At 41.3% G+C, this 24246-nt stretch carries 15 protein-coding genes and 1 pseudogene; 14 read left to right on the top strand and 2 right to left on the bottom strand.

All coding sequences use genetic code 11. From position 1 onward, the window contains the following. Nucleotides 1-9 precede the first annotated feature (9 nt). The 6 genes and pseudogenes from DW182_RS12440 to DW182_RS22155 form a co-directional block, all read left to right on the top strand. Nucleotides 10-1722 (top strand): RagB/SusD family nutrient uptake outer membrane protein, encoded by a 1713-nt coding sequence (locus tag DW182_RS12440; protein WP_118295728.1) that lies wholly within the window; start codon nucleotides 10-12, stop codon nucleotides 1720-1722. A gap of 49 nt (nucleotides 1723-1771) precedes the next feature. After that, nucleotides 1772-4843: a glycoside hydrolase family 2 TIM barrel-domain containing protein gene (locus tag DW182_RS12435; protein ID WP_118295727.1), complete on the top strand. Its 3072-nt coding sequence runs from the start codon at nucleotides 1772-1774 to the stop codon at nucleotides 4841-4843. Between the two features lie 4 nt (nucleotides 4844-4847). Further along, on the top strand, nucleotides 4848-5759 hold the full coding sequence (locus tag DW182_RS12430) for an alpha/beta hydrolase (protein ID WP_158580801.1): 912 nt from the start codon (nucleotides 4848-4850) through the stop codon (nucleotides 5757-5759). A gap of 74 nt (nucleotides 5760-5833) precedes the next feature. After that, nucleotides 5834-8359 (top strand): glycosyl hydrolase 115 family protein, encoded by a 2526-nt coding sequence (locus tag DW182_RS12425; RefSeq protein ID WP_370449806.1) that lies wholly within the window; start codon nucleotides 5834-5836, stop codon nucleotides 8357-8359. 15 nt (nucleotides 8360-8374) lie between these two features. Further along, nucleotides 8375-11209 (top strand): glycoside hydrolase family 2 TIM barrel-domain containing protein, encoded by a 2835-nt coding sequence (locus tag DW182_RS12420; protein WP_118295754.1) that lies wholly within the window; start codon nucleotides 8375-8377, stop codon nucleotides 11207-11209. Between the two features lie 59 nt (nucleotides 11210-11268). Continuing rightward, nucleotides 11269-11601: pseudogene (locus tag DW182_RS22155) on the top strand (invasin domain 3-containing protein); the annotation flags it as partial. A gap of 928 nt (nucleotides 11602-12529) precedes the next feature. Here DW182_RS22155 and DW182_RS12410 read toward each other — a convergent pair. Next, a complete protein-coding gene (locus DW182_RS12410) occupies nucleotides 12530-12760 on the bottom strand; it encodes a hypothetical protein (protein WP_117694329.1) in 231 nt (76 codons plus the stop codon). Between the two features lie 645 nt (nucleotides 12761-13405). On the opposite strand from DW182_RS12410, the gene mnmG reads away from it, so the two are divergent. The 6 genes from mnmG (at nucleotide 13406) to deoC (ending at nucleotide 19511) form a co-directional block, all read left to right on the top strand. Further along, nucleotides 13406-15280 (top strand): tRNA uridine-5-carboxymethylaminomethyl(34) synthesis enzyme MnmG, encoded by a 1875-nt coding sequence (gene mnmG / locus DW182_RS12400; protein WP_118295721.1) that lies wholly within the window; start codon nucleotides 13406-13408, stop codon nucleotides 15278-15280. Nucleotides 15281-15337: 57 nt separating this feature from the next. Continuing rightward, entirely contained in the window at nucleotides 15338-15862 is a 525-nt protein-coding gene (locus tag DW182_RS12395; protein WP_199678586.1) for an adenine phosphoribosyltransferase, read from the top strand. A gap of 26 nt (nucleotides 15863-15888) precedes the next feature. Beyond that, complete coding sequence (gene uvrC, locus DW182_RS12390; protein WP_118295719.1) at nucleotides 15889-17724, top strand: excinuclease ABC subunit UvrC; 1836 nt, start codon at nucleotides 15889-15891, stop codon at nucleotides 17722-17724. Between the two features lie 107 nt (nucleotides 17725-17831). Next, nucleotides 17832-18284 carry a D-aminoacyl-tRNA deacylase gene (gene dtd / locus DW182_RS12385; protein ID WP_115503764.1) on the top strand — a complete coding sequence of 151 codons (453 nt, stop codon included), beginning with the start codon at nucleotides 17832-17834 and terminating at the stop codon, nucleotides 18282-18284. Further along, nucleotides 18284-18622, top strand: a complete 339-nt coding sequence (locus DW182_RS12380) for a nucleotide pyrophosphohydrolase (protein WP_115503763.1) — start codon at nucleotides 18284-18286, stop codon at nucleotides 18620-18622. The genes dtd and DW182_RS12380 overlap by 1 nt, the downstream gene beginning before the upstream one ends. Then, nucleotides 18609-19511, top strand: coding sequence for a deoxyribose-phosphate aldolase (deoC, locus tag DW182_RS12375; RefSeq protein WP_118295718.1), 903 nt, complete (start codon nucleotides 18609-18611; stop codon nucleotides 19509-19511). The genes DW182_RS12380 and deoC overlap by 14 nt, the downstream gene beginning before the upstream one ends. A gap of 81 nt (nucleotides 19512-19592) precedes the next feature. Here the strand turns inward: deoC and DW182_RS12370 are convergent, their stop codons facing one another. Continuing rightward, complete coding sequence (locus tag DW182_RS12370; protein WP_118295717.1) at nucleotides 19593-20567, bottom strand: polyprenyl synthetase family protein; 975 nt, start codon at nucleotides 20565-20567, stop codon at nucleotides 19593-19595. Nucleotides 20568-20653: 86 nt separating this feature from the next. Here DW182_RS12370 and polA point away from each other — a divergent pair, with 86 nt between their 5' ends. Beyond that, nucleotides 20654-23479: a DNA polymerase I gene (gene polA / locus DW182_RS12365; protein WP_118295715.1), complete on the top strand. Its 2826-nt coding sequence runs from the start codon at nucleotides 20654-20656 to the stop codon at nucleotides 23477-23479. 279 nt (nucleotides 23480-23758) lie between these two features. Further along, on the top strand, nucleotides 23759-24151 hold the full coding sequence (locus DW182_RS12360; protein WP_007661271.1) for a DUF3836 domain-containing protein: 393 nt from the start codon (nucleotides 23759-23761) through the stop codon (nucleotides 24149-24151). The last annotated feature ends 95 nt before the right edge of the window (nucleotides 24152-24246 follow it).

Raw genomic sequence — 24246 nt, 5'->3', positions numbered from 1 at the left:
ATAAACAAGATGAAGAAATATATATATACAATCATGATTTTGATTTGTTCTATTTTAATAGTAAGCTGTGACGATTTCCTTACTACAGAGAATAAATCAAGTGTAACAGACAAGGATCATTTTTCGACTGAAGCCGGATTTGAAACTTTGGTGAACAATGCTTATGAGAAACTCCGTGGTATCTATGCAACTTCCAGTTATACAACTTTTTTCCAGGCAGGTACAGATATGTATGGTGACGCACGGCTTAAAATTAACGATGAATTGCACGAATATGAAACCTTGAACCCTGAAAACAGTTCGATGAAAACTCTTTATACAAACTGTTATAAAGGTATTCGTGCGGCTTATGCGGTATCCTATTATGCGGCAGATGCAAATGTTAGTGAAGCATTATGCAAAAAGCGTATTGACGAAGCACGCGTCATTGCAGTACAATTCTATTATATTTTAGTTAATACATTTGGAGGAGTGCCTCTGATAAAAGAATATGTGTCTAATATTGAAACCGGATATCCGAGAGCTACAGCAACAGACGTTTACACGTATATGATTGACGAACTTGAAGATGTAATTGCAGCAGGAGCACTTGATGCATCAACCGCAAAAAAAGGAGGTGGTAGAGTTAGTATTGAAGCAGCACAAGCGCTGTTGGCCCAAACTTATTTGGCTGCAGCTTGGGATCTGGATAAAAGCGAATATTTTACAAAAGCTGCACAAGCAGCTGATGCCGTTATTGCAGGTCGTAGCCTGACTACTCCTTTTGCTGAACTTTGGAAATCTGATTATAATGGAGATTACAGCGGAGATGACAATGAAGAATTCCTTTGGGATGTTGAATATGATCATGCTACTGCCAGTACTCCACAAGGTGGCGGTCACTGTTGGAGTGTCTTCTACACAAACTATATAGGTTCTGGGAGTGATGGAGGTAAAGGTTCAAAATCGGCTTTTATTGTAACTCTGCATGCTTTAAAGTGTTTTGAAAAAGGAGATGTCCGCTATGATGCGACATTCATGAAGGAACTACCCGATCTTCTCAATGGTGTATATTCGTATTGGACTTTCTACAAAAACGGAGGAAATTTTATCGGTACGCCAATCAAACGTTATTATCCCGCTTGGTATGAGACAGCAGATGATATAGAGGCATGGAGAAGTATTGATCCAGAAAATCGCAAGGATACCTGGATCATTCCAATGAGCGAGAATACACGTGAGCCTCAGGATTATACAGAAGGAGTTATTACCTATGAACAGATGATAGGTTATAATTACGGTGGTTCTCCTTGTCGGAAATTTGATGATAGCTATACGCTCAAAAATATATATTCTGAAAAAGATGATTATCGCGATATTCATATTATTACCTTGTCAGAAATCTATTTGGTAGCGGCCGAAGCTTATTTGAAAGCGGGTAATGAACAATCGGCGTTGGCGCGTCTGAATGAAGTTCGGCGTCGTGCTGGATTGGCTGCTGCTGCTTCTATTGATATTGATGCAATACTTAAAGAGCGCGTTTGTGAACTTTTTGGACAAGGCTCAAGATGGTTTGACCTTCGGCGCACAAAAAAGTTAGTGGAATACAATAACTTGTATAACAAACGTCTGGAAGGTCGGGCTCAACAGGCTATCGGTCAAAAGTTACTTCGCCCTATTCCACAAGCCGCTATTGATGCAAACGACCAAATGAGTAGTGCAGATCAGAATCCAGGCTATTAATCTAATATAGAAAAATAATACCCCACCAGCTAATTAAATTTATTATAGTATGAAAATAAAGATGATTCTTCTAGTGTCCTTTTTGTTATGCTTGAATGGTCTCCTAGCATCGACAATTACATCCTTTGGAAGTGGACAAAGACATTTTTATCCCGTTCGTGAGAGGATGATGGTCAAATCTTTGAACGGTACATGGAAATTCAAGTTGATTAAAGGACTTTTGGTTCCCAATGAATTATCAAATTGGAATACTACCGATTTTGATATTTCCGGGTGGGGTGATATTACTGTTCCCGGAAACTGGGAAACACAAGGTTTTAAAATACCTGAATATGGTAATGAAATCGCAGAATTAACAGGGCTCTATCGTACATCATTCGATTATGATTCGGCATGGGAAGGGCAACATGTTATTCTGCGATTTGATGGTGTGCATTTTGGCTACGAAGTTTTTGTTAACGGACAAAAGGCTGGTCAATGGGGTAGTGCTTATAATTTGTGCCAATTTGATATTACCCCATATCTTTTTTCTGATAAGAAAAATATCTTGAGTGTCAAAGTTATGACTCGCTCTATGGGTTGGGAATTTGATACTTATGATTGTTGGGGGATAGCTGGAATTACTCGCAATGTTGAATTGTTTGCTATAAACAATACTTATCTGGAAGATGTAACTTTTGTTTCGAATGTTAATCCTGAATTGGACGCTGAAATACGGCTTCGTATAGATGTGAATAGGTTTGATAAGATTGAAAAAAATAGTTTGCAGTTGAATATTTCCCTGTCTGACCCGCAAAATAATCATCTTTTAAATTTCACACGAGCTATTTCGGAGAATATCAATGTATACAATTTTGAGGGATTTATTGAGCATCCATTGTTGTGGACAGCAGAAACACCAAATTTATATCGTTTGGAAGTTTGCATTGTTGATGCTAAAGGACAGATACAGCAACGTATAAACGAATATGTTGGCATCCGGAGTGTGACTATGGATGGGTATGAACTAAAGGTTAATCATCGCTCTATCCTTTTGCGTGGAGTATGCCTCAATGAAATTGATCCAAAATCAGGTCGTGCTTTAACCTATGAAGAGCGTCGAATGCAACTTTTAAAGATGAAAGAAGCTAATATTAATTTTATCCGTACGGCACATTATTCATTTGCTCCTGATTTTCTGAAGCTATGTAATGAAATGGGCTTCTATGTATGTAATGAAGTCTCTTTTGGAGCCCGGGGGGCAGATAATCTGTCTAAAGAAGAGTTTATTCCTGAATTAAAAGCAAGAGCTGAAGCTACAATTCGACGTGATAAGAACAATCCATCCATTATTATTTGGTCATTAGGCAACGAGAATCCCTATACACCCATAGTTGAAGAGGTTATTAAATATGTAAAAGAAAAAGATCCGACTCGACCTCGCGGATTACCGCAAAAAGCCGGTGATTTCACGGCATTTACTAAAAAGCCTAGTGAGAACGTTGATATTGTGATGGGACATTATTTGAATGACGCTCGCATTGACAAGGCTATAAAAGATACTCGCTTACCGATCATTCATACTGAGTATGCTCATGCACAAGGAAATGCATTCAATGAGTTTGAATCAAAGTTTACCCGGATACTGAAAGAAGAAAAGGTTATCGGAGGATCTATATGGTGTTGGAGTGATCAGGCCATTTTAACAAATGGAGAGATGAAAATCGGCTATTCCTCAAATCCAAAAGCTTTAAATCGTGACGCAAGGCGAGATCTGCCTAAAGAATATCAGGGTATTTGGATTGATTCAAAGAGATTTCTTGACACATTTGGTGACCGGGGGTCAGATGGAATTGTTTATGCGGATGGTTATCCGAAAGAAAGTTTTTACTTGGTCAGAAAAATGTATTCACCAGTTGTGGTATTAACTTCATATTTAAATGGAAAGTTAAATGCAAAAAACACGTTCTCTGTGGAACTGGAGAATCGTTTTGATTTTATTTCTCTTCATGGTTATCAGTTGAAATGGCAGGTGAAAAATTTACAAAAGATACTGGATGCCGGAAGTTTTTGGTTACAGATACCAGCTCGAGAAAAGGGAGTAATAAACTTGAATACGCAACTACCACAGATGGTCGACTTTAACGACTTGACCCTTTATCTAGAGGTATTAACTCCTAATGGTAAAAGAATGTATGAACGTAATCTTCCAATAGAACTTGGCGGAAGTAACGAAGATTACATGAGCTTAGTTAAGAATGCAGCATCTACAAAGAAGTCAAAAACTAAAGTTACCAAAACGAATGCATCATTAACTTATGGAGAGTACAGTTATAATATTTCACATAATGGGGTATTTAGTGTTGTAAATGAAAAAAGAAAAATAATAGAGACGCCTTTACTCCTTCGTGTTGGACGTCCTGAAACAATAATGCTCCTCACACAAGGCTTGAAGAATAAATATTATTGGAATCCTTATTTGTTAGAACCCATTGTAGAAGAGTTTGCAGCAATTAAAAAAGATGATGGCGTGTATGTAACATTGCAATGCCGTTGGAATCGAAATGGGCAGGCCGAACAATATATTTCAGGCGAAGTGACTGTTTTCATAGCGGCTAATGGAAAGGTACAATTTGATTATAACCTTAAGGCTTCTCCGAATGCGAATGGTAATTTCCTTGAATGTGGGCTAACCTTAGATTTAGGAAAATCATTTAATCAATTTGATTGGTTAGGTGATGGACCCTATTCATCCACTCCTGGTAAAACTGCTTATAATGAACGGGCTATCTGGCAGTTGCATCGTGACGATATACGGTTCAACGGAAACAGAATGAATGTTGATGTTGGTGTTGTTACGAATGGAGCACAACACATCGCATTCTTAAGCGGCAATGGTAACATGGGTGTTGAAAATGTAAATGGGAATATACATATATCTCAAAATGCAATTGTTGCCGGGTATGGTACTAAATTTACGTCCCCCATCGGGTTATTGCCGATAGCGGATGTAGCTATCCAAGGGACTCTTATCTTATTTGCAGAGAATGCCCATGAAGATGCATCTATTTTGAAGTCGATATTTAAAAAGTTTCCGACAGTTGTTCCGGAAAAGCCTTATTTGAGAACTTATGGATGGTAATGCTATGAAAATATTTATATATATCGTTTTCATTCTATGTGGAGTTCATACTTCTGTTGCCCAAGAGAAGATTCTGTTATGGCCTCAGGGGAAAATGCCGAATAGTAAGGGGGTGATAGTATCTGATACTATAATTGATGGTCGATTGTTTCAAGTTGGAGAGCCGAGAGTCTATGTGTATCCGGCTGCCAAAGAAAAAAATACGGGTGCTGCAATTCTTATTGTTCCCGGGGGAGGCTATCTTCGCTTAACGGCCGATTACTCTAATATCCCTATTGCCTCTTATTATCAGCAACAGGGAATAAGTGCATTTGTAGTTTGTCATCGTATGCCAGCATCACCTGATTTGGAAGTTCCTGAAATAGCACCTTGGCAGGATATTCAACGGGCCATGCGGATTATTTGCGCTAATGCGGCGAAATGGGGCATTGATTCCAACCGGATTGGTGTTTTCGGTGGATCAGCGGGAGGACATGGAGCCTCAACTTTGGCTACTCATAAAGAAGATATAAGCGCTATTGGTGATGAACTCGATTGTTTTTCATATACGCCCGCCTTTATGATATTGCTTTCGCCTGTTATATCGTTTGAATCGCCTATTGTTCACGAAGGAAGCCGGGATCGCCTGTTGAGAGATAACAGTTCGGAAGAATTAATTGAGTTTTTTTCCAATGAAAAACATGTGACACCAGATACGCCTCCTGCATTTTTAGTTCATGCGAACGATGATAAGGTTGTATCGCCTCTGAATAGTATTGTATTTTATCAGGCTCTTAAAAATGCTGGGGTAGAATCATCTTTACATATATTTCCTTATGGTGGTCATCGTTTAGGTATAGGGAATTGTACAGGTTCTGCTGCCGTCTGGCCAAATTTATCTATTGATTGGCTAAAAGAGATGAAGTTTGTAGAATAGTTTAATAATCTTCAATAATGAAATGTGTTATGAATAAAATAGTTCCTAAAAAGTTAAGTTATAAAATCAATGTTATGCATTTACGTTTATTCTTATTGATACTTGTTTTCAATTGTTTTCAATTTGTAAAAGGGAACGACTTCGTCTGGTACAGCGATAACCGTCCTGTTACCTATTGTGCCCCCGAATCCCTTGCTCCGGTGGTATCTGTTGCCATCGACATGTTCCGGGAAGATATTCAGCAGGTAACAGGACGATTGCCCCAGTCTGTATCTATAGATGATGCAACCATACGCATCATCCAGTTAGATAACACTGATATCCCAATAAAAGATTTGCAGAAACGAGGAGTGCCAGTTGATAAACTGGCCTCGAAGCGGGATGCCTTTTATATAACCGTTTCCAAACGTCAGTTACTTGTAATTGGAGGGGATGCTCGTGGAACCGCATATGGCATCCTTGAACTCTCACGCCTGGCAGGTGTTTCTCCCTGGGTTTGGTGGGGAGATGTGACCCCCGAGAAGAAAACCAAGTTGATACTTCCGGCTAAATACCAAACTTTTCAAAGCCCATCTGTAGAATATCGCGGTATCTTTTTGAATGACGAAGACTGGAGTTTACAGCCTTGGAGTTGGAAAAACTTTGAGCCATCTGACATTAAAGGGCGTATCGGTGCCCGGACTTATAAAGAAATCTTTAAATTACTGATGCGCCTTCGTGCTAATGCCATTTGGCCGGGTATGCATGGGATTACCACTCCTTTCTACTTTGTACCGGGAGCCAAAGAAGCAGCCGATAGTTGCGGCATCCTAATTGGTACTTCGCATTGCGAACCAATGATGCGCAATAATGTAGGCGAATGGAAAGTCAGCGAGCGAGGCGACTATAATTACATGACCAACCGTGAAGGAGTGCAATCGTATTGGATAGAACGGCTGAAAGAGGCAGGCCCCTATGAGAATTTCTATACTATGGGCATGAGAGGTATCCATGACAGTGGAATGGAAGGAGTCAAGACCCTTCAGGAAAAGACCGATGCCCTGCAACAAGTAATCAACGACCAGCGTAAACTACTGGCGAAATATGTAAATAAGGATGTAGAGAAAATCCCCCAAGCTTTTGTCCCTTATAAAGAAGTACTTCAAATAATGGAGAATGGCTTGCAACTGCCGGAGGACATCACATTGATATGGTGCGATGACAACTATGGCTATATGACCCGTTTGAGCGACGAGGAACAGCAAAAGCGTAGCGGAGGTGCCGGAGTGTATTATCATCTCAGTTATTGGGGGCGTCCGCACGACTACATGTGGCTATGTACTACCCAGCCGGGATTGATTTATAGCGAAATGAAACAGGCATACGACTGCAATGCCCGCCGCTTGTGGGTGGTCAATGTGCACGACCTGAAACCGGTGGCTTACGATCTGGAACTCTTTCTGGATATGGCATGGAATATCAACTCTGTATCTCCATCTACGCTTGTGGAGCATCAGAAGAACTGGCTTTGCCGCGAATTCGGAAAAGAAGCAGGAGAAAAGCTATTGCCCGCCATGTTAGAGTTTTATCGCCTGTGCGGCATCCGTAAACCGGAATTTATGGGTTGGAATCAGGTGGAACTTGACAAGAAGAAGTATACTAAAGGTTGGTCTCCGGTTAGAAACACAGACTTTAGTCTGACTGAATTCGGCGGAGAACTGGACCGTTATCTGGAATCTTATGAAGCCATTAAAGAAATCTTATCGGAAACGGAAGCAATAATTCCTCAGGAACGCAAAGATGCTTTCTTTGCCCAAATCAAGTATCCTGTGTTTGGTGCCGCAGCTATGAGCACGAAGATATTGGAAGCACAAAGAGCACGTTGCATCTCTCCGGGAAGCTGCGACACGACTTTATGGACCCGAGAGAGCCAATTAATGGCTGCCTGTGCCAAAAGCATCAAGGCTTATCAAGAAATACGCGACTTGACGGACTACTACAACAATGAGCTGGCAGGTGGCAAATGGAAATACTCCATGTGCCACAATCCGCGGGATTTATATGTGTTCTATCCGCCTAAAGTCCCTGTATGGCTGACAGACAAAGAAATAGAGAAGTATGCTTCTTTAAAAAGAACAAAATCATTACCTTTGGCAGAAGCAGTTAAAGATAGTTGTATCGTTTCTAATGCTTGCGATTATGCAAGAGCGTCCGAAGGTGTCATGACAATTCAATCATTGGGGCACAGCATGAATGCAGTTTCCGTACCGAAAGGAAAATCAATTACTTTTGAATTTGATTGCTCATGGGATGGAGAAGCGACACTGCGCACCGCCGTCATTCCTACACAACCTAATGATAAAGGGGATATTCGTTTCAGTGTCAGCATAGATGGTGAAAAACCTCAGATATGCTCCTTTAAAGAAGGTTTCCGCACGGAGGGCTGGAAGCAGAATGTGCTTCGGGGGCAGGCTATTCGTGAAACCAATCATCGATTGGCAAAAGGAAAGCACACCTTATCCATCACAGCTTTGGATGACCATGTATTGATAGACCAATGGATGATTGATTTCAAGCCAGATAGAATGTTTTACGTATTCCCTGTCCAACCAACATATTAATATAGCATGAATTATATGAAAAGAATTATTGGATTATTCATTATTTTACTGTGTCTTTGTTCTGCAAAAGCTCAACAGACAGAAGTGAGATATCTCTCCGGCACAGGACCGGATAATACTGTGAAGTGGGATTTCTGGTGCTCATCAGGTATGAATTCCCAAAAGTGGAGCGAGATAGAAGTTCCGTCTTGCTGGGAACAGCAAGGTTTTGGAGGCTACACCTACGGACGCTACTACATTTATAAGGAACGCGAAAATGAAAAGCAATATGATGCCTACAGAGAGCATGATTTTTGCGATGAATACGGCATTTATCGTCACCGTTTTGACGTTCCGGATACTTGGAAAGGCAAACAGATAAGCATTGTATTCGAAGGTGTCATGACCGATGCCGAAGTGAAAATCAACGATGTTATCGTTGGTCCCACTCATCAGGGAGCATTCTATCGTTTCTCTTATGATATCACAGACAAACTGAAATTCGGGAAAAAGAATTCAATGGAAGTGACGGTGAGGAAGCAATCGGCGGATAAATCAGTAAATGCAGCGGAACGCCGTGCCGACTGGTGGCTCTTCGGAGGTATCTACCGCCCCGTATATCTGATGGCGAAACCTCGCACGCAAATAGACCATATAGCGGTGGATGCCCGTGCAGATGGTACATTGCGCACAGATGTCTATCTGAAAAATATTTCCAAAGGACAGCAAGTAGAGCTGTCGCTCATGTCCTGCGATTCACAGCTTTCCATAGGGAGACAGGTATGTGGACTTTCGACGGGAGAGAAACAGACACTTACCACACATTGGGAAAATATCAAGACATGGGACCCTGAACATCCTAACCTTTATCGACTTACTATGCGTCTTCTTTCCACAACAGGAGATGTTGTACACGAGATAACGGAGCGCATTGGGTTCCGCACCATTGAATTCCGTCCCGAAGATGGCATATATCTGAACGGTACACGGCTTTTAGTAAAGGGAACTAACCGCCATTGCTTTGATTCTGAGACGGGTAGAACAATCAGTCGGGAACTCAGTCTGAAGGATGCTTTGCTCATTAAGCAGATGAATATGAATGCCGTGCGTTCACATTATCCTCCTGATACCCATTTCTTAGAGGTATGCGATTCCATAGGGCTTCTTTATCTCAATGAATTGTGTGGTTGGCAGAATAGCTATAGCACTGCAATAGCAGAAAAGTTGCTGCCCGAAATGATGTTTCGTGATGTAAACCACCCGTGCATCTTTATTTGGGCAAATGGTAACGAAGGAGGATGGAATACCGCCATTGACAATCGTTTTGCCAACTATGACCCGCAAAAACGCCACGTCATTCATCCGTGGGCAGATTTCAACGGTTTGGATACACGCCATTATCCCAACAGTACGGATAACATGTATCGGTTGGAACGCGGACATAAGGTTTTCATGATGACGGAGTTTCTACATGGGCTCTACGACCGTGGACAGGGTGCAGGCCTCAAAGGACTATGGTCAAAATTTAAGGCGAATCCACTCTTTGCCGGTGGCTTCCTTTGGGCGTATGTGGATGAAGCTATCCGCCGTACAGATACCGGACAAATGGACACTTACGGTCCTAATGCTCCCGATGGTATCGTGGGGGCAAATCGCGAAAAAGAAGGCAGCTTCTATACTGTTCGGGAGGTATGGTCGCCCATTCAAATAAATCCGTTTAAAATAACGTCTTCCTTCAAAGGAGATTTTTACGTAGCTAATGATTACTTATTCAGCAACTTAAACGAATGTCGAATGAAGTGGAAGGTAATGCGCTTACCTATTCCACGGGTGTCCGACAGCCCCATCTGCTTAGCAGAAGGTAGTGTACTGCTACCTGCAATTCAACCTGGTGAAAAGGGTACAGCCCACTTCGATCTGCCGGAGAAATTCTTCAATGGCGACGTTCTGGAATTGGAAGCCTACAGTGCGACGGGTGACACGGTATGTAACTGGGCGTTCCCCATCAAGAATAATCGCAAGTACTTTGCAGAATACAGGCATTTACAACCGGCAGCAACAACTGCCGCCAGATATCAGACAAACGACAACAGTGTTACACTGATGGCGAATGGAGTTGCAGCAACATTCAACAAAGCAAATGGCAATTTGGTGGAAGTGAAAAATGGCAGCAAGGTAATATCATTGTCTGATGGTCCTCTCCCGGTCGGAATGAAGATGCTTTTCAGCTCTGCTAACCTAAAAATGCAAGGTGACACTGCCATTTATACCGTAAAATATAAAGGTGCAGCCGACTCCATTGTCTGGAGAATGACGCCTGACGGATTGCTTGGAATGGATGCATTGGTGCTGAATTACAGGGCAGATAACAAGTTTGACGGTGCATACTTTGACCGTCCGGTTCATAATCTCGGCTTTTCATTCTCTTTTCCTGAAAAGAACGTCAGCGGGATGCGTTGGTTAGGTAAAGGCCCTTACCGGGTATGGAAGAACCGTATCGAAGGAACGAATTATGGCATTTGGCAAAAGGACTACAACAACACTGTGACGGGAGAATATTATCATCCGCTTGTCTACCCGGAATTCAAAGGGTATCATGCCGGTCTCTATTGGGCAACACTCCAATCACAGACAACCCCAATGACAGTCTATTCGGAAACTGACGGTATTTTCTTTCGTGTCTTCACTCCGGAAGAGCAGCGCGACCGCGAAAGCCGTGGAATATCGGTAAAGGAATATCCTGCCGGAGACATCTCATTCTTATTTGAAATTCCTGCTGTCAATTCTCAAGGAACAGGAGGAGAAGCCTCTTATATTAAAATCAACAAAGGCGACGAGGGCTTCAGAATGAAACTTTGGTTCCAGTTTTGAATAGAGTTATAATATGAATATGAAAAGAGTTTTAGTATTATTCTTATGGTTGTCTTCTTCCTTACAAGATAGAGCTTACGGCAGACAGAACACAACTCGCAGCAGATGGAAAAGATTTAGCATATATTACTGTAAAAGTAACCGACAAGAATGGCAATCTCTGCCCACATGACAGACGATTAATCAAGTTTTCAGTAAAAGGGAACGGAAGCTACCGCGCCTCGGCTAACGGAGACCCTACTTCGCTTGATTTATTTCATTTGCCCCAGATGCATGTTTTTAATGGTATGCTGACTACCATTGTGCAAGCAGGAGAAGCTGCTGGAAAACTAACTCTTGAGGCAAAGGCTTTTGGAATAAAATCGGGCAAGTTAGAAGTTACAACCAAGTAAAACGTAATATGAAGAACCTCGCCGAAGGATATTCAGTAGTTGCAACGTTTAAGACCATAAGAATAAAAGGAACAAAAACAGTGGGTATTTATCTCCCTTTTGCATAAAGAATTCACAGACGGTGGCTATTTTTTAGTATAGCCACCGCTGTGAAAAATTGTACAATTTTAATGTCTAAAGGGAAATTACACATGAAAAAAGAGGACAGATGCTCTTTGGAAAACAGATAGGAAAGATGTTCTCTTATACAAATTCTACCGTATAAGATTCTCCCAAATTAGTTAAAAATTACAAGAGTATTATCAATAAAAGTGTCAGAATACACGATTTCACCGGATTCGGTATCTTTAACTACTAAATATTCGTTTTCAAGAGGCGTCCCCAAACAAATGTAAAGTTAATTATCCTTGATATAACCGGGAACTACGGATAATATGAAACAAGTAAGCGTTTCTCCTTTCAATAAATAAATATTAGCAAGCTTTCTGGTTTTCTGTAGGAACAGACAAAGTTAGCTATAGTCTGTACATTTATAGACAGTACAGATGGTTACAATAAGCACAAACTTTCTAATAAAACAAATGATAACGCTTTCATATATTTCACGCATTCTTCCAGATTGATAATATGGCAAAGTTAACCACATCGTAGCAAAAAAGAGAATAAAAACAATAATATCTCTTTTTCATAAAAGCACAGAGTTCAGTTATTTAAGATATCCAACCATAACAAGAACATGTATATTTCATTAAATATCAACCTTTAGCAATTCCACATCCTGCTCACTATCCAATTGTATAATCCTTTTGCAACGTTTTGCCTGTTGAACATACCAAATAGCCAAAACAATCACAAGCAAACTAAGAATAATGAGAGAAAAGTTGCTGTCTCTTTATCTTACCTTATAGACTTTCATTTCCGCTTCGTGTTAAGAGTCGTTCTTCTCCAAAGCAAGCCCCAATCTCCGTTTCATGTGTTCAAAAGCAAGTCGGGTATCACCCTGAAACAAATAATTCCATCCTATACAATTAGCAACAGAAGCTAATCCTTCCTTACAGTCACATCTCATAAAATAATCCTCAGCTTGTTGATATGCTTCAGTCGATTTTTCCGTCAGCACCTGATTAGAATAAAGATTACACAAATCCTCATAAAGCATTCCTTTTATCTACAATTCTTTTTTATCCGCCTCCCCAAATTCTTTCAATATTGCAAAGTAGTTTTCCATAGCCTCCGCATACATATTCATCCGAAACAGCAAACGCCCTTTATACATCAAAGCTTTCTCACAATTTATACCGCTACCATAGTAATGAAAGCTTCATTTAGCAAAGAGTTACATGCAAAGAGAGGAAGATATTTCTTATCCGTTGCCTCAGCCAAAAGCAACCCGTAATACATTTGTTCGGACTTGGAAAGGGCATCGGGAGAAATGGATTACAGAATCTGATAACTACTGTCGGGAGAAAAAGAGATTAAAATCTCGGCACGAAGCAACTGTTTGTCTTCTACTTTGTTCTTATTGCAGGAAACAAGCAGCAGAAAGAGACAAAGGACAGATAATAAGTTTTTCAATCGGGTTAGCATAAAATGATTCTATTATTAGATAACAAAGAAAACAAAAAGGAAGAGATGGGGCAACAGATATATCAGAATAATTCAGACTTATCCTCCACATCATTCACAGCTTTACTTTATACCTTCTCTACAACCCACCTTAGCCTAAACAATGATAAGAAAGAGAAAAAATAAAGGAGTAGCTGTTTTTTTCGTAACTTTGCACAGTTTTAAAGACATTGAATGAATGGAGTTTAAATACGACGTTATCGTGATTGGAGCCGGACACGCCGGTTGTGAAGCGGCTGCGGCTGCGGCAAATCTGGGCTCAAAAACCTGCCTTATCACCATGGACATGAATAAGATAGGGCAAATGAGTTGTAACCCTGCCATAGGCGGTATTGCCAAAGGACAAATAGTACGCGAAGTAGATGCTTTAGGCGGATACATGGGATTAGTAACCGATCAAACCGCTATTCAATTCCGTATATTGAACCGTTCCAAAGGGCCCGCCATGTGGAGTCCACGCGCACAATGCGACCGCAATAAATTCATCTGGGCATGGCGCGAAATATTAGAAAACATTCCTAACCTACACATCTGGCAAGATACTGTACGCGAAATTCTCGTTGAAAACGGAGAAATTACCGGGCTGACTACTTTCCTTGATGTGACTTTCCATGCCAAGTGTATCATATTAACAGCCGGAACTTTCCTAAACGGGTTAATGCACATAGGACGTACCCAGCTTGCAGGTGGACGTATGGCAGAGCCTGCATCCTACGAATTAACTGAATCCATCGCAAGACATGGTGTCGAATACGGACGCATGAAAACCGGTACCCCTGTACGCATAGACGGACGAAGTGTACACTATGAATATATGGAAACCCAGGATGGGGAATGTGACTTCCACAAATTTTCGTTTATGGATACCAGTGTGCGTCACCTGAAACAACTCCCATGCTGGACTTGCTTTACGAACGAAGAAGTGCATCGTGTGTTACGTGAGGGACTGCCGGATTCTCCCCTTTTCAACGGACAGATTCAAAGTATAGGCCCCCGCTATTGTCCCAGCATTGAAACCAAGATTGTGACCTTTCCTGACAAGGAGCAGCATCAGCTTTTCTTGGAACCGGAAGGAGAGACAACACAGGAACTTTACTTGAATGGTTTCTCTTCATCACTTCCGATGAGCATACAAATAGAAGCTTTAAAGGAAGTCCCTGCATTTAAAGATCTGGTGATTTACCGTCCGGGGTATGCCATTGAGTATGATTACTTCGATCCTACCCAACTTAAACACACGTTGGAATCGAAAAAAATCAAGAACTTATTCTTTGCTGGACAAGTAAATGGAACCACTGGATACGAAGAAGCTGCCGGACAAGGAATCATTGCTGGTATCAATGCACATATTAATTGCCATGGCGGAGAACCTTTTACGCTGGCACGCGATGAAGCATATATCGGCGTATTGATCGATGACTTGGTAACAAAAGGTGTGGATGAACCTTATCGCATGTTTACTTCACGTGCGGAATATAGAATCTTGCTGCGCATGGACGACGCGGACATGCGACTCACTGAAAAAGCATGGAAACTCGGATTGGTGAAAGAAGACCGCTATGAATTACTGAAGCGAAAACGTGAAGCTATCAGTAACATTGTAGGATTTACTCAAAACTATTCGATGAAACCGGCATTAATAAATCCGGTACTCGAACAGTTAGGAACTACTCCCCTGCGCCAAGGATGTAAATTAATAGATTTGATAAACCGTCCGCAAGTTACACTTGAAAATATGGCGGAACACGTCGGTGCTTTCCGTCGAGAACTGGATAAGGTTACCGAAAGAAAAGAGGAAATCATCGAGGCTGCCGAGATCCTTATTAAATATGAAGGCTATATCGGACGGGAACGAATTATAGCAGATAAGCTTGCCCGTCTGGAAAGTATAAGAATCAAAGGGAAGTTTGACTATAATTCCATTCAATCCCTTTCCACCGAAGCAAGACAGAAGCTGGTAAAGATTGACCCGGAAACCATTGCTCAAGCAAGCCGAATTCCGGGAGTGTCTCCAAGCGACATTAACGTTCTGCTGGTACTTTCGGGCAGATAACTCGGAACGTTCCACGTGAAACAAAAGAATTCAATAAACGCATTAAAAATACTGATTATGAGCAAAGAAACTCTTGCTAAAAGCATTCGGGAAATTCCCGATTTCCCAATACCAGGGATTTTATTTTACGATGTGACTACATTGTTCAAAGATCCTGCAAGACTACAGGAACTTTCGGACACATTGTACGAGATGTACAAAGACAAAGGCATTACGAAAGTTGTAGGCATTGAATCAAGAGGTTTTATTATGGGTCCTATCCTTGCCACTCGTTTGGGCGCAGGTTTCATTCCTATCCGCAAGCCGGGGAAACTTCCGGCAGAAACCATTGAAGAAAGCTACGATAAGGAATACGGGAAAGACACAATTCAGATACATAAGGATGCTTTGAACAAAAACGACGTAGTTCTGCTTCACGACGATTTACTGGCTACAGGTGGAACAATGGAGGCCGCTTGCAAGTTAGTACAAAAGATGAATCCGAAGAAAATTCATGTTAACTTCATTATCGAGTTGGAAGAATTGCACGGAAAAGATTTATTCAGTAAAGATGTAGATGTACAATCAGTACTTTCTCTATAAACAGATAGAATAGCCTCAAGCAATATATGGAGAATAATCCGGAAGTTAAAACCAGCGAATATTTGAAAGGGATAGTATTAAACCTTCCCGAAAGCCCCGGTATTTATCAATACCTGAACACCGAAGGAGTTATTATATACGTAGGTAAAGCTAAAAACTTAAAGCGAAGGGTTTCCTCCTATTTCAATAAAGAGCACGAGCCGGGAAAAACAAGAGTGCTCGTCAGCAAGATAGCAGATATACGTTATATCGTTGTAAATACAGAGGAGGATGCATTGTTGTTAGAAAACAATCTAATCAAAAAATACAGACCACGATACAACGTTTTATTGAAGGATGACAAGACATATCCATCTATTTGCGTTCAAAACGAATATTTTCCCCGTGTATTTAAAACTCGTAAGATTATACGCAACGGCTCCTCCTATTATGGCCCTTATAGCCATATACCTTCTATGAATGCGCTGCTCGACCTGATCAAGCATTTATATCCGTTGCGTACCTGCAATCTAAATCTTTCACCCGAGAATATCAATGCAGGCAAATTCAACGTATGCCTGGAGTATCACATCAAGAATTGCGCTGGCCCTTGCATCGGAAAACAATCATTGGATGATTACTTGAAAAATATCGGTGAAATCAAGGAAATCCTCAAAGGAAATACGCAAGAGATACAACGCCATTTATTCCAGCAAATGCAGGAATTGGCAACCGATATGAGGTTTGAAGAAGCACAGAAAGTGAAAGAAAAGTATATGTTGATTGAGAACTATCGCGCAAAATCAGAAGTTGTAAGCAATGTACTGCACAATATCGATGTATTCACCATAGAAGAAGACAGCGACGGAAAGTCAGCATTCATCAACTACCTGCATATTACGAACGGAGCTATCAACCAAGCATTTACATTTGAGTATAAGAAACGCCTTTACGAAACAAAAGAAGAGCTTCTCGAACTAGGTATCATTGAAATGAGAGAGCGATACAAGAGCCTTTCACGCGAAATCATCGTGCCTTTTGAGGTTGATATGGAACTAAAGGATGTGGTTTTCACAATCCCCCAGCGAGGAGACAAGAAGAAACTGTTGGATCTTTCTATTCTGAATGTAAAACAGTACAAGGCAGATCGCATGAAGCAGGCCGAAAAGTTGAATCCCGAACAACGAAACGTCCGCCTGATGAAAGAAATACAAGATGAGCTGCACCTCGACCGCCTGCCCATGCAAATAGAATGTTTTGATAATTCAAATATCCAAGGTTCCGATCCCGTTGCTGCCTGCGTAGTTTTCAAGAAGGCCAAACCCTCCAAACAAGACTACCGGAAGTATAATATAAAGACTGTAGTTGGTGCGGATGATTATGCTTCCATGAAAGAAGTCGTAAAACGTCGTTATCAGCGCGCTATCGAAGAGAATAATCCTCTACCCGACCTCCTTATCACCGATGGTGGAAAAGGACAAATGAACGCCGTAAAAGAAGCCCTGAACGAACTAAATCTGAATATACCTATTGCCGGACTTGCTAAAGACGGTAAACACCGCACATCAGAATTACTTTACGGTTTTCCTCCACAAACCATCGGACTGAAGCAAAACACTCCCCTTTTCCGCCTTTTGACACAGATACAGGACGAGGTACACCGCTTTGCCATTACTTTCCATCGGGATAAACGCAGTAAACGGCAAATAGCGTCTGAGTTGGATGAGATAAAAGGTATCGGAGAGAAAACAAAAGCTGCCTTGCTAAAAGAGTTTAAGAGCGTAAAACGCATTAAAGAGGCATCTTTGGAAACACTTGCAAAGGTGACAGGAGAGGCAAAAGCAAAAGTTATTAAAGAATACTTCAGACAGGCTACAAGCTAAATCTCTTGTCGATTAAAAATGAATCATACGCTCAAATTACAGGCAATCACGAATTTATTCGTAACTTTGCACATCGGAAAAGATTAAAAAGATTAGGATAAAAGAACATGAGAGTAGTCATACAACGTGCCGGACACGCTTCTGTTACGATTGACGGAACGTGTAAATCCGCTATAGGAAAAGGACTTTTAATATTGGTAGGTATTGAGGAGACAGACGGGCAGGAAGACATTGACTGGCTTTGCAAAAAAATTGTCAATCTGCGTGTCTTCGACGACGAGAACGGAGTTATGAATAAATCGATCCTCGACATTAAGGGTGAGATACTGGTAGTCAGCCAGTTTACCCTACATGCTTCTACAAAAAAGGGAAATCGTCCCTCCTATATACGGGCGGCCAAACCTGAAATTTCAATCCCTTTATATGAACAGTTTTGCAGGGAATTGAGTTCTTCTTTAGGTAAAGAGATAGGCACCGGAGAATTTGGTGCCGATATGAAGGTAGAATTATTGAACGATGGTCCTGTGACCATCTGTATGGATACAAAAAACAAGGAATGATGACATTAGAAGAGGCTCAGCATCAAGTAGATTGCTGGATTAAGAAGTATGGAGTACGCTACTTCAGCGAACTCACCAACATGGCTGTTCTTACCGAAGAAGTCGGAGAACTGGCCCGAGTGATGTCCCGTAAATACGGTGACCAATCCTTTAAAGAAGGAGAAAAAGATAATATTGACGACGAGATAGCAGATGTCCTGTGGGTACTCCTCTGCATTGCCAACCAAACAGGTGTAAACGTCACAGAAGCGTTTGCCCGGAATCTGGAGAAGAAAACCCAACGGGATAGTGCCCGACATATCAATAACCCTAAATTGCAAGACCATGGAGAAGAATGAACCTACGCAGAACAAGTATGATGCCGCTTTGGCAAAGTATAACACACAACTGGATGACGCAGAAATAGCTGCAAAAGTAGCGAAGCTCATCGCAGAAAAAGTACCCGGAAACCATACGGAAGAAGTTAAGAAGTTCTTGTTTCACTGCATTGATCTCACCACGCTAAACACCACGGATAGCGATGAAAGCGTAATGAAATTTACGCAAAAGGTGAATCAATTCGACAATGAATTCCCCGATTTAAAGAACGTAGCTGCCATTTGCGTTTATCCAAATTTTGCAGAAATCGTAAAGGATACCCTGGAAGTGGAAGACGTAAAAATAGCTTGCGTTTCGGCTGGCTTCCCCTCTTCGCAGACTTTCACGGAAGTAAAGGTGGCAGAAACTGCTATGGCATTGATGGAAGGTGCAGACGAAATAGATATTGTTATCTCTGTAGGTAAATTCCTGAGTGGAGACTATGAGAGCATGTGCGAAGAAATTCAGGAACTGAAAGATGTCTGCAAAGAACATCACATGAAGGTTATTCTGGAAACAGGAGCACTCAAGAGTGCTTCCAACATCATGAAAGCCTCTATCTTATCCATGTATTCAGGAGCAGATTTCATCAAAACCTCTACTGGAAAACAGCAACCTGCCGCAACCCCGGAGGCCGCTTACGTAATGTGCCAGGCCATTAAAGAATATTACAACAAGACTGGCAACAAAGTAGGTTTCAAGCCTGCCGGAGGAATCAACACCGTAAATGACGCAGTTATTTACTATACGATCGTCAAAGAGATACTTGGAGAAGAATGGTTGGATAACCAATGGTTCCGTTTAGGTACCAGCCGTTTAGCTAATCTTTTACTTTCTGAAATTAAAGGCGAGGAAATGAGATTTTTCTAAAATAAAAATAAAACTATAAGAAAAAGCCTGATAGAGATCTTCTATCAGGCTTTTTCTTATATCATTAGGGTTATTCTCCAACTATTTATCACGATCTACCACATAATCCAGATAGGCAGTAAGAGCGGCTTTCACATCAGAATCGGGTAAGGACGCCAATAACGAAAGTGCTTTTTCTTTAAAAGTAAGCATCGTCTGCACAGCATACTCAATGCCGCCCTGCTGCTTGGCAAACTCAATTAAATAGTCGATTTCATCGGTAGTAGCCGAACCACTCTTCACCTTTACGGCAATTTCTTCAGCAGCTTTATCTTTGGTTGAATTCAGAGCATAAAGAACAGGAAGGGTCAATTTTCCCTCTAACATATCATTTCCTGTCGGCTTACCTATCTTCTTGCTATTATAGTAATCAAAAATATCGTCTTTAATCTGAAAACAAAGACCGATGTATTCGCCGAACTGGCGTGCGAATTCAGCCTGTTCATCGGTCACCCCTACCGAAAGAGCCCCGGATTTAGTGCACGCAGCAAAAAGAACAGCTGTTTTCTTACGGATTACATCAAAATAAACTTCTTCGGAAAACTGAAGACTGCTCACATTGGAAAGCTGGAGAAGCTCCCCTTCTGACAAATTCTGTCCCAGACGGGAAACCACCTCAATAATAGCATAATTATGCGTTTTGCCTACTTGCACAAGTGAAGTTGCCAACAAATAATCGCCTACCAGCACTGCTACCTTATTATTATAGATTGCATTTACCGATAACTGACCACGACGTTCAGTGCTTTCATCCACCACATCGTCATGGACCAAACTGGCCGTATGCAATAATTCAAGGGATACCGCTGCATGAAGTGTTTCGGGACAGATCCTGCCATACAGCTTTGCCATAAGTAACAGCAACATCGGACGCATCATCTTCCCATTCTTTTGTCGAATATGAGATATAACTTCATTCAACAAAAAGTTGGAACTGGTAAGTGAGCTGTCGAACAGCTTTTTGAAATCATCCAGTTCTGCCGCAATCGGAGTTTTTATGAGTGATGAGTTGTCCATGCATCGCTATTTTCCCACAAAAATAGTAATAAAACACTTAATACGGTATTTTTTTGTACTTTTACCATGAAAAAAAGGATAAATATATGAATTCTGACGATAAACTGTTTCTTCTCGATGCTTATGCATTGATATATCGCGCTTATTACGCATTTATCAAGAACCCACGGATTAACTCCAAAGGTTTCAACACTTCTGCCATTCTGGGGTTTGTAAATACCCTTGAAGAAGTACTCAAAAAAGAAAATCCATCACATATTGGTGTGGCGTTCGACCCGGCAGGTCCTACCTTCCGACATGAGGCCTACGAACAGTATAAAGCACAGCGGGAAGAAACTCCGGAAGCAATCCGTCTCTCCGTACCTATTATAAAAGATATTATTCGTGCCTATCGCATCCCCATCCTGGAAGTACCGGGCTATGAAGCGGACGACGTCATAGGCACGCTTGCTACTGAGGCAGGCCGCCAAAGCATCACAACTTATATGATGACACCGGATAAAGACTATGGACAACTGGTATCTGAAAATGTATTCATGTACCGCCCCAAACATACAGGTGGTTTCGAGGTCATGGGTATAGAACAGGTAAAAGCTAAGTTTGATATCCAATCGACCCAGCAGGTAATTGACATGTTGGGACTAATGGGTGACGCATCCGATAACATTCCCGGCTGTCCCGGCGTAGGAGAGAAAACCGCACAAAAGTTAATCAACGAATTCGGCAGCATCGAAAATCTTCTGGAACACACCGACCAACTGAAAGGTGCCTTGAAGACTAAAGTCGAAAACAATCGCGAAATGATTACCTTCTCCAAATTTCTTGCAACAATCAAGATTGATGTTCCCATCAAACTTGATATGAAAGCACTCGTTCGTGAAGAACCCAACGAAGAAGAACTTCGGAAAATTTTCGAAGAGATGGAATTTCGTACACTCATTGATCGCGTACTCAAAAAAAGTAATGCCCCCTCTCCTTCTTCCGCTGCTCCCGATCTTTTTTCACCAGGCCCGCTTTTTGCCCCAAATAATGGCCCGGTTCAAGGCAATTTGTTTGAAGAATTTGCGGGCGACCGACCGAATGATGAAAAAGAATCGAATCTCGCGCGTTTAGAAACCAGCGATTTCAACTATCAACTCATTGATACAGAAGAGAAAAGATCCAAAATTATTAAAAAGTTACTTACAACGAAAATTCTCTCAATAGATACCGAAACGACCTCTGCTGAGCCAATGGAGGCAGAATTGGTAGGAATGAGTTTCAGTGACACCGAAAATCAGGCCTACTATGTTCCGGTTCCACCTGAACGGGAAGAGGCGTTAAAAATAGTAAATGAGTTTCGACCTCTTTACGAGAATGTAAATTCAACGAAAGTCGGACAAAACATCAAGTACGATATTTTGGTTCTTCAAAATTACGGAGTGGAGGTGAAAGGTGAACTTTTCGACACCATGCTTGCACATTATGTATTGCAACCCGAACTTCGCCACAATATGGATTATCTGGCAGAAATTTATCTGCACTATCAAACTATCCATATCGACGAACTTATCGGACCGAAGGGAAAGAATCAAAAGAACATGCGCGACCTCCCACCGGAGGAAGTTTACAAATATGCTTGCGAAGATGCGGACATTACCCTGAAACTTAAAAACGTTCTTGAGGAAGAATTAAAGAAACAAGGCGTGGAACACCTCTTCTATGAAATAGAGATGCCACTCGTACGTGTGCTTGCCAATATGGAAAGCAACGGAGTGCGTATTGACACCGAAGCACTGAAACAAACATCCGAGCACTTCACTGCCCGCTTGCAGGAGATCGAAAAAGAAATCTATGAGCTGGCAGGTGAGACATTCAATATCGCTTCACCTAAACAGGTAGGTGAGATCCTTTTTGACAAGCTGAAAATTATAGATAAAGCCAAAAAGACAAAGACAGGGCAATATGTTACTTCGGAAGAAGTGTTGGAGAGCCTACGCAATAAACATGAAGTCATTGGAAAGATACTCGAATATCGTGGACTGAAGAAACTGCTGGGAACCTATGTAGATGCTCTTCCTCTATTGATCAATCCACGTACCGGGCGCATCCATACTTCCTTTAACCAGGCAGTCACGGCTACCGGACGCCTCAGTTCCAGTAATCCGAACCTGCAGAACATCCCTATCCGTGATGAGGATGGAAAGGAAATCCGCAAGGCTTTTATTCCGGATGATGGCTGCGAGTTCTTCTCTGCCGACTATTCGCAAATAGAATTGCGCATTATGGCGCATCTAAGCGAAGATAAGAATATGATCGACGCATTCCTTAGCGGTTATGACATTCATGCCGCCACCGCCGCTAAAATATATAAAATAGATATCAAAGACGTCACCCCCGATATGCGCCGTAAGGCAAAGACCGCCAATTTCGGTATCATCTATGGTATTTCTATCTTTGGTTTGGCGGAACGTATGAACGTGGACCGGAAAGAAGCTAAAGAACTGATTGACGGATACTTTGAAACTTACCCGCAAGTACGCGAATATATGGATAAAAGTATCCAGGTGGCGCGTGAGCAAGGGTATGTGGAAACCATTTTCCATCGCAAACGCTTCTTACCTGATATCAACTCGCGAAATGCAACCGTACGCGGATATGCAGAGCGCAATGCTATCAACGCACCTATTCAAGGAAGCGCTGCCGATATCATCAAAGTTGCCATGGCACGCATCTATGAACGCTTCCAAAGTTACAAATTGAAAGCTAAGATGATTTTACAGGTCCATGACGAACTAAATTTCAGCGTTCCAGAGGCTGAAAAAGAGTTTGTGCAACAAATTGTAATCGAAGAGATGGAACGCGCATATCGCATGCACGTACCCCTGAGAGCCGATTGTGGATGGGGAAAGAACTGGTTAAAGGCCCACTAAATCCAACTATAACTTTATTTAACTTACAATCAGAAAGCAACTGAAGTAATCTATTCAAAATACAGTTTGCTCACCAGAATATCCGGCAACATCACTACCGGATATTTTTTTATCATTAATATTGGCAAAAAGAAAACATAGCAAACCCATTCGCACTAACATTTTGACTATATTTAATCTATTTATCGCTATTATGTCAATTTAATCCGTACCTTTGCAGCGAATTTAATGACATAATGATAGAATATAGTAAGAGATAACTTAAAAACATATAGAACCATGAAAACAAAAGTATTTTTAAAAACAGTTGCATTATCAGCAGTTATTCTATTTGGTGGCATTGCAGCTTCTGCAGCTAACAAAAACAACCTCATTTACAATTCGGAAGAGAAAGATGGAGTAATGGTTGGACAGACCGTTTACAAAATGGACGGTGGTACTTTAGCAAATTATATGAAGCATAGTTATAAATATGATGACCAAAAACGCATGACTGAAAGCGAGACTATGAAATGGAACAGCGGAAAGAATGCTTGGGAAAACGACCTTCGCGTTTGCTACGCTTATCAAGGAAAAACTCTCACTACTACTTATTATAAGTGGAATAACAAACAAAAAGCATATGTCCTTGTTCCCGAAATGACGGTTACAATGGACAATCCAAATCTGTAAAAACAGCAGATACTCTCTTAAAAATCTAACAAACAAATTGAACAAACCGAAACCTTTATAAGTTTTGTACACCAAGTGAAAGCCGGAATACGTGA

The sequence above is a fragment of the Bacteroides sp. AM16-24 genome (genome assembly GCF_003471885.1).
Classification (GTDB): domain Bacteria; phylum Bacteroidota; class Bacteroidia; order Bacteroidales; family Bacteroidaceae; genus Bacteroides.
Note: the sequence above shows the minus strand (reverse complement) of the source record. Positions and strands in the feature narration are given on the sequence as shown.

Excerpts from the sequence above, each read along its gene's own strand:
- dtd (WP_115503764.1), top strand. The coding sequence starts at position 17,832 with ATGAGAGTAGTCATACAACGTGCCGGACACGCTTCTGTTACGATTGAC.
- polA (WP_118295715.1), top strand. The coding sequence starts at position 20,654 with ATGAATTCTGACGATAAACTGTTTCTTCTCGATGCTTATGCATTGATA.
- DW182_RS12420 (WP_118295754.1), top strand. The coding sequence starts at position 8,375 with ATGAAAAGAATTATTGGATTATTCATTATTTTACTGTGTCTTTGTTCT.
- deoC (WP_118295718.1), top strand. The coding sequence starts at position 18,609 with ATGGAGAAGAATGAACCTACGCAGAACAAGTATGATGCCGCTTTGGCA.
- mnmG (WP_118295721.1), top strand. The coding sequence starts at position 13,406 with ATGGAGTTTAAATACGACGTTATCGTGATTGGAGCCGGACACGCCGGT.
- uvrC (WP_118295719.1), top strand. The coding sequence starts at position 15,889 with ATGGAGAATAATCCGGAAGTTAAAACCAGCGAATATTTGAAAGGGATA.
- DW182_RS12395 (WP_199678586.1), top strand. The coding sequence starts at position 15,338 with ATGAGCAAAGAAACTCTTGCTAAAAGCATTCGGGAAATTCCCGATTTC.
- DW182_RS12435 (WP_118295727.1), top strand. The coding sequence starts at position 1,772 with ATGAAAATAAAGATGATTCTTCTAGTGTCCTTTTTGTTATGCTTGAAT.
- DW182_RS12370 (WP_118295717.1), bottom strand. The coding sequence starts at position 20,567 with ATGGACAACTCATCACTCATAAAAACTCCGATTGCGGCAGAACTGGAT.
- DW182_RS12410 (WP_117694329.1), bottom strand. The coding sequence starts at position 12,760 with ATGCTTTATGAGGATTTGTGTAATCTTTATTCTAATCAGGTGCTGACG.
- DW182_RS12440 (WP_118295728.1), top strand. The coding sequence starts at position 10 with ATGAAGAAATATATATATACAATCATGATTTTGATTTGTTCTATTTTA.
- DW182_RS12380 (WP_115503763.1), top strand. The coding sequence starts at position 18,284 with ATGACATTAGAAGAGGCTCAGCATCAAGTAGATTGCTGGATTAAGAAG.
- DW182_RS12430 (WP_158580801.1), top strand. The coding sequence starts at position 4,848 with ATGAAAATATTTATATATATCGTTTTCATTCTATGTGGAGTTCATACT.
- DW182_RS12360 (WP_007661271.1), top strand. The coding sequence starts at position 23,759 with ATGAAAACAAAAGTATTTTTAAAAACAGTTGCATTATCAGCAGTTATT.
- DW182_RS12425 (WP_370449806.1), top strand. The coding sequence starts at position 5,834 with ATGCATTTACGTTTATTCTTATTGATACTTGTTTTCAATTGTTTTCAA.